Raw genomic sequence first — 10,467 nt, 5'->3', positions numbered from 1 at the left:
TTATTCCTTATTTGATTCTCTTTGTTTATCTACCTTGTCCCAATATGCTTTTTGTTCTTCTACTTCTTTTATTTCTTCTTCTAAATCAATTAACGGATCTATCTCTTGTTCAAAATCAAGCAAAAACAAATCTTGCTCCTTGAACCCTTGTTTCTGATAAGGCAAAAGAGAAGCATACATTATCTTACGTATTCCCAACAAAGTTTCATTTTGTTGAAATTTTCTCTTTTTAAAATACCCTTGACAGATATTAGTAAATTGACGTAAAGTCAACGTATAGAAGTCATCGAGTTGCAATCCAATCTCACCACAGGCCAATTGCTCGTAATCATCCCAGGTGAGGTTATTTACTTTCCCAAGTCTCCTTGTTCTTGTTGATTGGTTTTCCCAGGAGAGGAAATAGATTCAATTAACAATTCAATGACTTGAACGATTATTTCAGGATTGCTTCCTAAATAATCCAAAGCAGCGTCTTTACTGATTTTATCACCTGAACATTCAACCAATATATCCGACAAAACATCCAAGGCTTGTAAACTAATATCGCCATCCCCAACCGTACACACCTTAACCACCTTTTCAAGAATCTCATTGACAGATTCAATTCTCCATTTTTTTCCAAGCTTATACAAAACTGAAAAAGGAAAGTGCAGATTTACATCTACACCTTCAACACTTATTTTAATTTGCCTTTTCATATTAAACAACTACTTCTCTTGTTAAATCTCCTTGCCCCACGAAACTAAAAGAACCTTTTACAGCTGATCCCGTTGACGCATCAACAGATGCTTGAGACACTAGTACTTTTCCTTTCAGAATAAAATCCCCTGTTAGCGATGTTGTAAACTCAAAATCCAATTCAGTGCCTGCCAATTGATAATCAATTAAATCCATTGCATCTGCTTGCGTTGAATTTGTTGGTTTGTCCGCAACTAAGGCTTCCGTTGAAGCGCTCCAAGAATACCCATCTGGTACACTAATTTTTCCATCTGTATCTTTTGTTGCTATTTCTTCTAGTTCCGTTGAAATATCAACTTTACAAGATGTAGCGTGATACAACGTCTTTCCATTTAATGAAATACGCGCTTTCTTTCCTTTATAAAATTTTTCACTCGCCATTATATCCTATTGTTTTAAAATAAATTGAAACTACTATACTTTGATCCTTCTCAATAAAATCAATTCCTGAACCTTCATAAATAAACTCTTCACCAATGTAGCTTCGCAAAGAATCAATAAACCCCATCGCCTCGCTAATTTTGTTAGGTGAGAAATAGGTATGTAACCCTACACTAAATTCATCTCCATCATAAGAAGAAGGTAACTGTTGAATATTGTAAATTGAAAATGGATATAGAACCCCTTCACCCGCTACTACTGGAAAGATTCTTTTTTCTACAACTGAGGTAAACAATTCTAAATTGGAAAAAAGCTGGTATAATTCTTTACTTAACTCAAGCATTACTATTTTGTTTTATTAAAGTTTCTAAATTGACTCCTATCTTACTTTTTAAAGAAGTTTCCAAACCACTCTTTTTACTGTCAAAGGTTTTTGTGATGAAAGGATCTGCTTTTACGTGTCCTTGTGTTTTTTCAGGTAACGTTTTCTTACGCCATCGCTTCAAAACACTTCTCTTTAACGAATTAGTATTGCGATAAATTCGATGTCCATCGTGAACCATCTGCGCATACCAACCATCAAACCCATTTTGCACTCTAGCACCTACCCAAACACGCACATAATTTTGACTATTTGAATCAAAAACACCAATCGATTCTTTCAGATTACCAGCTCTTTGCTGAACCCTGCCCGCACCATTTTTCCTTCCTGAAGAAAAGGTTTTCGATTTTACTGGTGTTTTGCTTTTAACGGACGAAGCTAATTCAGAAGCGACCTCATTTAGTATCTTTCGATACCTTCCTTTCTCTTTTGCTCCTTCTGCTAATTGCTTAATATTACTATTAACCTGAATGGTTGCTTTAATCATAAACAAAGCATATTAACTGTAAATGTGATCTACGCCCAATCTCAGCAACATGAGTAATACTATAGAATTGATTGTTGTAACTCACTAAAAACTCGTTCCCTCGTTTAAAAATGATCTCATTAAAACGAATGGTAAAACTTTTATTTATCAAGTGCCGTACATTCCCTTCTACCTTTTCAGAACCATTATCTGTATCCACTCTTGCCCAGCATTCAGTAACCTTTTTCTTTTCCTCTTTAGCCTCACCGATATTGTTCTGCGTTTTGATATTCTCATAGATCGTTATCTTGCGATCCATTTGCCCAATAAAAGGTTTTCTTACTGCCATTTTCTATACGGTCTTAAAAGGTTGTTTACTGCTGTATTATTCCCTTGATTTCTATCCTCACGCTTTTCATAAGCATCCCCAACCATTAGAAGTAAAGCTGATAAAATATCCTTTGGTAACGTTTCCGAATCAAAGCCCAACTCAATAGTAACTTTAAGTTGTTGTTCTGGTTCTAACGTCACATTCTTAAAAGACACTTCATAAATCTCCGGACCTCTTTTTGTTTGAGAATAAGCAGAAGCCGGAAGAAGAACTGAATCAACATCTTCTTCCAATACTTCTACCTTTTGAACCTTGTCATTCAAAGATGATCTTTCAATAACTATCGATTCAGCATTATGAGTCAAGATTTCGATTTTACTCTTTTTTAAAACTCTTTCCGTGTAGTTCTCCGCTTGAGTAATAGCAGATGCTATCGCCACCTCAATCAACATATTCTCTTCGTCATTATCAGCATCCAAGCGCAAGTGCTTTTTCGCCAATTCCAACTTCACTACTTCTACATTTTCTATAGCAATAACATCTGCATTCATACCAACCAAACTATTTATTATGAAAGATTTTTATTTAACGTATTCTGCGTATTTCGCTTCTACGATTTCCGCTGCGACTTCCTCATGTAGCGCCACTTCTTGACCTACATTGTAAGGAAGTTTAAATTTCCCCGCTGGAGACAAAGTGAAACGAATAAGAACTTCGTTTTTCTTTACTTTTACTGCTTTAGGAAGTTTCTTTTCTAACTCCACAACTTTAGCTTCAGCCTTCTCCAACTTACTTTGCAATTCAGCCTTTTCATTTTCTAAAGTCTGAATCAAGTTGTCTTTTTCAGAAACAGTAGCTTCTAATGCTGTCACTTTCTCTTCTAATTCTCCAACATTTGCATTAGAAACTGTTTCTACTTGTTCTGAAAGAACAGGAGCTTTTTCTACTTCTGATCCTTGTTTTTTATTATCTGTACTCATGGCTTACGCTTTTAAGAATTTATTTACTGCGAACGCTTCAGGATTAGCCGATTGAATATCTGCATACAAGTTAGAATACAACAATACCTCTCCTGTACTAGCTCCTGTAACCGTATCAGCCGTAAAGTTTACTCCACCCCATTGACCAATGTACAACTCGGAAAAGTTTCCATAAATCAACGTTTGCAAGCCAGCTAACTCTTCAACTAAATTGGTAACGATTGTTTTTTGCCCGTCAATTAATCCATTCTCCATTACAAAACGCCCGCTTCCAGCATCCTTTTTAGTTGTTTTTGCCGCTGCAGCTAATTTCGAATTAAGGATAAACACTTCATTTCCTGCATCTGCATTCGCTCCAGCAATCAACCCCCATAACTCCACAGCCGCTTCATAAGACATTTCCTCTTCTGCAACAGCTTTCGCAAGCTGAACACCTGTCATATTCAAAATACCTAGAGGCTCTTTAACACCATCGCCATTCAAAGCTGCTTTATTCAAGGCTCTTGCAGCTGCAAAACGCAACTTATTGTAAAGCATATTCTCTACAGCAACAGACGACTGCAATATCAACTGTTTCGAAACAGAAACTCCAGCACCAGCTCTTTTCGGCTTCATAATTGGTCCGTCGATATCTTCTGCTTTCAAAATAATTCTCTCGCGCTCAGCTAACCATTTGTAATCATATTCTGAAAATTTAGGTAAAGAAACATTTCCAACTAATCCTGATAAGAAACTCGCACCTACATCTTCCAGGAACAACCTTGGGATAAAACCTTCGACTACATTAATATCTGTAGGAACCAGCTTTCCTCCAAACTTTCCTGAATCTTCAGTAACTGTTTGCCCAGTTGCGCGAACCATAGAAGCAGGAATAGAGAAACTATTGTTAGTGTCGAATCCTAAATGCAATTTATCAGCCTCTCTCACAGCTTCGTCATTCATTTCTTTTTCTAAACCGTCCAAGGCAGCACCAGAAACAACACTTCTTGCTGCTTTTAAAAATGAGAAACGTTTTGCAATCTTTTCAATTTCCGCTCCTTCTCCACCACCTACTGAAGCACCTGCTAACCCAGCAAATCTTCTTTGTCTTTCCTCGTGCTTCTCAGCTGTTTCAATTTCACCATCTAGTTTCGAAATCTCTGTATCAGAACTGTCTAATTCAGTTTGTTCTTCCGGAGACAATTCTCTATCGTCTGTTTCAACCAACTTGTATATCGCTTGTTGACGTTGCAGAAGAGCCATTCTTTTCTGCTTTAATAAATCAGATTTTTTCATCTTACTTTAACATTTTAATTTTTAAATCAACCAAAGCAGCTCTAACTGCATATTTATTTCTCACATCTCCCCTTGCCTTAGGAAATCTTTGTTCAAAGTCACTTTTGTATTCTGCTGATCGCTTCAACGCATCAGGATTACTTCCAATCGGAACGATACTCCATTCTAACAGTGATTGTCTATCGAAGTACAATAAATCAGGATTCTCACCTTCATCAAAATCACCCCAGTGCCAATCGTGAATATCCGCTCCAATAGATGCCATTCGAAGTGTTCCGTTTTGAACTTTTCGAAACACTTTTTCTGCCAATGGATTATCCTCCGCATTCTCAAAGGTTACTGTAGCAATTAACTCTCCATTTTCAACCCTCACAACTGAAGTACCAATTACCATATCCGGATCATCGGAATAGGATTTATGTGCATATAACACCACTGGATTAAGTGCATATCGCTCCAACTCCCAACCATCTATTTTAAAAACCGTTCCGTATGTATCTGGAGTTTCCGAACTAATCACAAACTCAGCTTGTCTATTCTCAATCTGCTCTTCAGTTAAAACTCGTACAACCGCTTCTCTAACTACCTTACTCATTCTTCAATTCCTTTTTATTTTTATCAATCATAAAGCCCAACAATTCCATATTCACAGGAGTTAGTGGTTCATCTAATCCTTCAAGCGGATTCAAATCTTCTAAGGCCCTTACTTCATTTCTAGTCATTATCCCTGCATAAACCATAGCTGAATAAAACTTCTGTCTTGCTTCCAAATCCCCTCTTAGTAAAACCTTTTCATTAAACTTCACGTATAGAGATTCAGCGCTTTCACGAGCAAACATCTTTCTGTTTAATTCTTGCTCAATTCGTGTAGTCCAGGGAAGCAAAGAATCTTGAACATGTTCAATAGATTGCGCTTGTATGTTCGAATAGTTTGCATTGGTAAGATCCTTAAGCTTATGTGGTGCAATATTCAACCAACGGGCAATTTCTGTAACCGAATATTTATTGGTTTCTAAGAATTGAGCTTCTTCAGGAGTTACACTAATAGATTTATATTTCAGGCCTTCATCAAGAACAGGTACTTTAAACTTATTCTTCTCAGACATCTTTTTAGTAAATCCTTCTGAGATAAGTTTTTTAGCATCATTTAGCACCTGCTTATCACTCTCAATAACACCATACCCAATACCACGGTCATTATAAATAGTAGAAGCGTATTTTTGTGCATCTAGATTTACTCCTAGATTATAGGCTGCCCATTTGATTACTGAAACCCCCATGATTCCATCGATGCTGAATGCTTTGAAATGAAGGATATCGCTAGATAGAAACACCTCTCCTTTTATCACGTAAAACAATTCATCATCAACGCGCTTAACATCCACATTATAGCTATCTTGAATGATTAGTTTTTCTTCTACACCGAAGCTATTGCGATGAATACGCACATAACAATTTCCTTTCAAAATCACCTGTAATACAACTGCTTTCCAAAAATCAAAAGCTGTCATTAAACTTGATGGCTCTGTTGCTATTAGATAATTCAATGGATGATCCGAATATCTCTCACGGCTATCCTCATCTTTCTTAAAAACCGATTTAGGTAGTTTAGCTATATCATTGCTTATCTGATCAACCGCATTATAGAATGCAGACAATGTCAATGCAGATGAAGCAGTAGCTATCGTTCCTTCTACTGGAGAACCCATGAAGGAAATGTCCGAAGAAATCGAACTGTCAGAAGTTTTAAAAAGTCTACCTAAGAATCCAAACACTATCTTATCATTTGATGATTACATAGCAAACTTAAGTAGCAAAACCTTGACAAGGTGGGAACTTTGTTCCCGAAGTTTCAAAAAAAATTATATATTTAAAGCATAACCTACTAAACAAGAAGAAATGAGTAAAAATAGACATATAATAAATTTTTTAAATAACTACGTAGAAAGCGAAAACATAGAATATGCAGTAATGCTTAACGGACGTTGGGGTATTGGAAAGACTTTTTTTATTAAAAAACTTATACAAAAATGGTCAGAACATAAAATAAAAAACGGAAATTATATTCAGTTAAAACCTATTTATATTTCTTTAAATGGAGTTACCACATTAAGTCAAATAAACACAAAAATAAATGAAGCATTATACCCAATACTACAAACCAAAGGCGTTAGATTTTTAAAAAAAATAAGCAATGGAGCGGTTAAAGGCTTATTAAAAATAGATTTATCTGATTCAAATGACCTAAGTGTAGAGGTAGATGTTTTATCGTTATTTAAAAGTGATAATGACAAAATCAAAGGTAACAAGGTTCTTATTTTTGACGATCTTGAAAGATGCCAACTAAACATAAAAGAAACCTTAGGCTACATAAATGATTTATCAGAGCACAATAATTGCAAAGTAATATTAATAGCTGATGAAGATAAAATTAAATCCGATGACTACTCTAGCATAAAAGAAAAAGTTATTGGCAATACTTTACAAATTAATATTGATTATAATCAAATTTTTAATGATATAATTAATGCTATAGAGCATGAAAAATCTAAAATATTTTTAAAGCAAGAAATAGATTTACTAATTAGTATTTTTAAACTATCATGTTTTGATAATATTAGACTAATGAAAAGGGCTATTAATTCTTTTGATTTCATATTTTCTAAAATAGATTATAATGAAAAATATAAACAATTTTATCAATATATTTTATCTCTTATAATAACTTACTATTTAGAATCAAAAGTAAGTGAGCACGATGAATATTATTTTGCATTCAATTCAGCCTATAATTTAAGAAATTTCTCATCCAGTAATACAACGAAAGAAAAGAAAAGTATTATTGATAAATACCGTTCTATATACCCCCCAATAATAGATGCAAATTTTAACGATCATATTTTAAAAGAACACATTTATCTTTACATTAAAAGTTTCGAATATGAAGAATTAACAGAAACCATTAATGTAATAACTGAATACTCATATAAAAAGGAAAAGGTGTCAGTTTTAGATTATTTAAGCAATTGGCAGTATGTTGATGAGGAAGTATTTTTAACATCTTATGAGACTATGAAAAATGATTTTTTTGATAACACACCACAGGATGAACTATATAAATACGCTTTCTACTTATTGCATTTTAATTATATTAAATTAAAAAAAATAGACACAACTTCAGTAACTACAAAATACTTAGAGCTATTAAGTCAACTAAATCTAAAGCCTTATTTTACTGATCAACAATTTTATAATCATAGATTTATTTCAAATTTCAATAGTAATATCTTAAATGGAAACAAAAAATACGATCAATTCATAAACGACATAAAAAAAATACTAATTAATGCAAAAAAATTACATACTTTAGAAAGTTACAAAAGCTTAATAAACTACTTAGCAGAAAACGATATTAACAACTTCAAAAAGTTATTTTACGAATATATTCATAGCGAGAATAAGCATATGAATACTCTTCCGATATTTGCAAACACTGATAGTATAGCTTTATCAAATGCTATTCTTAATTTAACAAACAGTAATTTAAAATACTTCAATGACTATATATTTAATGGGTACACACCTATTTATAACGATAATAATTCAGAAGAAAAGGATAAAGCAAAAATTAACGAGATAATTAATGAGTTAGAAAACAAAAAAAATAACTTAGAAAATCAATTCATACGAAATTATAACTTAACTGAGCTATTAGAAACATTAAAATTAAAAGGCGCTAATTAGCGCCTTTTAATTTTAATGTTTCAATAAAAACTCTCCCAAAAACATAGGCTTCAAAGCCAATCAACAAATAAATCAATAACTGTCTTATAAAAAACCATTGGACAAATTCAAACTCAAACAGTAACGTGTAGTTAACATCATAATACTTACCCCCAACACCACCAACAAAATAAAACTCAAAAACCTTTTCATACATTACTTAATTTACGATTAATCGTACGTTTAAAACTCCAATAATTAGCATATCGCTTTATGCCAAAATATTTCTCATACAATCCATTCACATAGTTAAATGCATCAATACGAGAAGAATATTTAGTGATATGTTTAAAATAAAAATCATAAAACCCTTCCGTCGAAGCAATCCGCTTCATCAATTCATTTTCTTTTTTCAGCCGTTCATTTTCTGCCTGAACTGCTAAATGATGTTGTGTTATCGTCATAATTCATCGTATTGGTTAAATATAAACTTCAGCTCCAGGTTTGCTATATTTTCCTCCTTCCTCTATCGACATTGATCCACCCAGCGCCATAATAATTGCAATAATTCCATCGATTCGCTTTCCTCCTTTATTGGATTGTCCTTTGTGGACCTTGATGTTGTCATTCGCATCGCGATAAACAATACAACCTGAAAGCATCCATTGCAGAATCGGATTGCCGTCGTGTTTTATTTTTCCTTCATAGGTCAGCTTTTCAAACTGCTTTGTAGGAAAAGAAATCACTCCTATTGCCTGGCTAAAGAAACTCACCTCCATTCCCTCTTCGGTAAGTTCCTGAGCCATTTGCTCACAGTTCCATTTATCCGCTTCAATGCGATTTACATTCAATTCTTTGTAGGTTGAACGAATCGTATCTTTTACATATTCGTAGTCCACCACATTGCCAGGGGTTGCGATTAGATATCCCGCATCTACCCAATACTGATAAGGAACCCGATCCTCTTTACTTCGATGCTCAATCGTATCTTTTGGACAAAAGAAATAAGGTTTTACGTATCGATTCATTTCTTCATCAGGTTCAGAAACCGCCAAATAACAAGTGATGTCTGTTGTCGTTGAAAGATCAAGTGCACCGAAAGAACCGAATTGCGTAAACTTTTCCATCGGAATTTCATCTACTTTATTGGCCATCCATATTTCATTGGGAATCCATATCGTTGGCGCATCCACCCACATATTCAAGTGCTTCGTTTTAAAGTTTGGAATCTTACTTGGTTGATTCCGCGCCTTGATGTATTCCTTTTGAATATTATCGATATCTAATCCAAAATTCAAAAGCGGATTTGCTTTAAACCAGTTGTCATCATTTTCCCAATCATCCCCTTCGTCTAAATCGTGAATCATGATCCAAAGGTGATCATCTTGATTTCTTCCTTCTAAGACTTCAGTAACCGCTTCTTCATATCGTTTGCAAGCACTCATTAAGTTTACACCGGCTGTTGTGATATGATAGGTAATTGGTTGCTTCCTTGAGACCGAACTTGATTCTAAATTTTCCTTAACCGTATCGTCTTTATGGGCGTGATACTCATCAATGATTGCCACGTGAGCGTTAATTCCATCCTGCGTTTTAGAATCACCTCCTAACGGCATCATAACCGATTGTGTTCTTCCAAACTTAATTTCCTTTTGAAAACATTGGAATCCCATCTTACTCAAATTTGAATTAGACACAGGCGAATCGATAAACATTTTAGCTTGGTTCCAACAGATTTTCGCTTGTTCTTCTTTGGTTGCTCCAACATAGATTTGCGCTCCCATTTCCATATCAAACGACATACAGTATAAAGCAAGCCCCGCCATTTCTGCGGTTTTTCCGTTTTTCTTCGCACGTTTATCATAGACCGTATTAAATCGACGCACTCCCGTCTCTTTGTTGATCCATCCGAAAATATTGTAAATGGTAAACGCTTGAAAAGGAGCTAAAAAAAAACGTTGGCCTGCCATTTTTCCAGTTGTATGATTTAGAAAGTTTGGAAAGAAATTAACCGCTCGCATTCCTTTGTCGTGATCAATAGCGAATCCTTTCGTATCTGCTTCTTCAATGAACTTGTAAAACCGCGCAACTGCGAGCTGTATTTTTTTCCCTGTTTTCAGCTTTTCACTCCTCACCATTTCTGCATACTGAAAAGCCGGTGAGGAAAGCATTTCTTTTGTTAGTTTCATAG

15 protein-coding genes are annotated in these 10,467 nt (G+C 34.6%); 1 reads left to right on the top strand and 14 read right to left on the bottom strand.

The features are described 5' to 3' along the window. Genes ACMHJ2_RS12845 through ACMHJ2_RS12795 form a run of 11 tightly spaced genes read right to left on the bottom strand, consistent with a single transcriptional unit; the run spans position 1 to position 6,262 of the window. Positions 1 to 318 (bottom strand): hypothetical protein, encoded by a 318-nt coding sequence (locus tag ACMHJ2_RS12845; protein ID WP_413513260.1) that lies wholly within the window; start codon positions 316 to 318, stop codon positions 1 to 3. Positions 319 to 347: 29 nt separating this feature from the next. Further along, positions 348 to 698, bottom strand: a complete 351-nt coding sequence (locus tag ACMHJ2_RS12840) for a hypothetical protein (protein WP_413513259.1) — start codon at positions 696 to 698, stop codon at positions 348 to 350. 1 nt (position 699) lies between these two features. Then, a complete protein-coding gene (locus ACMHJ2_RS12835; protein ID WP_413513258.1) occupies positions 700 to 1,119 on the bottom strand; it encodes a hypothetical protein in 420 nt (139 codons plus the stop codon). Then, on the bottom strand, positions 1,109 to 1,462 hold the full coding sequence (locus ACMHJ2_RS12830) for a hypothetical protein (RefSeq protein WP_413513257.1): 354 nt from the start codon (positions 1,460 to 1,462) through the stop codon (positions 1,109 to 1,111). Before ACMHJ2_RS12830 ends, ACMHJ2_RS12835 begins: the two co-directional genes overlap by 11 nt. After that, positions 1,455 to 1,988 (bottom strand): hypothetical protein, encoded by a 534-nt coding sequence (locus ACMHJ2_RS12825; RefSeq protein ID WP_413513256.1) that lies wholly within the window; start codon positions 1,986 to 1,988, stop codon positions 1,455 to 1,457. Before ACMHJ2_RS12825 ends, ACMHJ2_RS12830 begins: the two co-directional genes overlap by 8 nt. Continuing rightward, positions 1,981 to 2,316, bottom strand: a complete 336-nt coding sequence (locus tag ACMHJ2_RS12820; RefSeq protein ID WP_413513255.1) for a head-tail adaptor protein — start codon at positions 2,314 to 2,316, stop codon at positions 1,981 to 1,983. Before ACMHJ2_RS12820 ends, ACMHJ2_RS12825 begins: the two co-directional genes overlap by 8 nt. Continuing rightward, positions 2,307 to 2,849, bottom strand: a complete 543-nt coding sequence (locus tag ACMHJ2_RS12815) for a head-tail connector protein (RefSeq protein WP_413513254.1) — start codon at positions 2,847 to 2,849, stop codon at positions 2,307 to 2,309. Before ACMHJ2_RS12815 ends, ACMHJ2_RS12820 begins: the two co-directional genes overlap by 10 nt. A gap of 30 nt (positions 2,850 to 2,879) precedes the next feature. Continuing rightward, complete coding sequence (locus ACMHJ2_RS12810; RefSeq protein ID WP_413513253.1) at positions 2,880 to 3,278, bottom strand: hypothetical protein; 399 nt, start codon at positions 3,276 to 3,278, stop codon at positions 2,880 to 2,882. A gap of 3 nt (positions 3,279 to 3,281) precedes the next feature. After that, on the bottom strand, positions 3,282 to 4,553 hold the full coding sequence (locus tag ACMHJ2_RS12805; RefSeq protein WP_413513252.1) for a phage major capsid protein: 1,272 nt from the start codon (positions 4,551 to 4,553) through the stop codon (positions 3,282 to 3,284). 1 nt (position 4,554) lies between these two features. Next, positions 4,555 to 5,148 carry an HK97 family phage prohead protease gene (locus tag ACMHJ2_RS12800; protein WP_413513251.1) on the bottom strand — a complete coding sequence of 198 codons (594 nt, stop codon included), beginning with the start codon at positions 5,146 to 5,148 and terminating at the stop codon, positions 4,555 to 4,557. Next, entirely contained in the window at positions 5,141 to 6,262 is a 1,122-nt protein-coding gene (locus ACMHJ2_RS12795) for a phage portal protein (RefSeq protein ID WP_413513250.1), read from the bottom strand. The genes ACMHJ2_RS12800 and ACMHJ2_RS12795 overlap by 8 nt, the downstream gene beginning before the upstream one ends. Positions 6,263 to 6,452: 190 nt before the next feature. Here ACMHJ2_RS12795 and ACMHJ2_RS12790 point away from each other — a divergent pair, with 190 nt between their 5' ends. Then, positions 6,453 to 8,297, top strand: coding sequence for a P-loop NTPase fold protein (locus ACMHJ2_RS12790; protein ID WP_413513249.1), 1,845 nt, complete (start codon positions 6,453 to 6,455; stop codon positions 8,295 to 8,297). Here ACMHJ2_RS12790 and ACMHJ2_RS12785 read toward each other — a convergent pair. Genes ACMHJ2_RS12785 through ACMHJ2_RS12775 form a run of 3 tightly spaced genes read right to left on the bottom strand, consistent with a single transcriptional unit; the run spans position 8,290 to position 10,465 of the window. Continuing rightward, positions 8,290 to 8,493, bottom strand: a complete 204-nt coding sequence (locus ACMHJ2_RS12785) for a hypothetical protein (protein ID WP_413513248.1) — start codon at positions 8,491 to 8,493, stop codon at positions 8,290 to 8,292. The genes ACMHJ2_RS12790 and ACMHJ2_RS12785 overlap by 8 nt on opposite strands. Continuing rightward, positions 8,486 to 8,740, bottom strand: a complete 255-nt coding sequence (locus ACMHJ2_RS12780) for a hypothetical protein (protein ID WP_413513247.1) — start codon at positions 8,738 to 8,740, stop codon at positions 8,486 to 8,488. Before ACMHJ2_RS12780 ends, ACMHJ2_RS12785 begins: the two co-directional genes overlap by 8 nt. A gap of 15 nt (positions 8,741 to 8,755) precedes the next feature. Next, a complete protein-coding gene (locus tag ACMHJ2_RS12775) occupies positions 8,756 to 10,465 on the bottom strand; it encodes a terminase large subunit (protein WP_413513246.1) in 1,710 nt (569 codons plus the stop codon). Positions 10,466 to 10,467: the final 2 nt, after the last annotated feature.

Origin of the sequence: Myroides odoratus, assembly GCF_965118575.1 — a bacterium.
GTDB classification, from domain to species: domain Bacteria; phylum Bacteroidota; class Bacteroidia; order Flavobacteriales; family Flavobacteriaceae; genus Flavobacterium; species Flavobacterium odoratum_B.
Note: the sequence above shows the minus strand (reverse complement) of the source record. Positions and strands in the feature narration are given on the sequence as shown.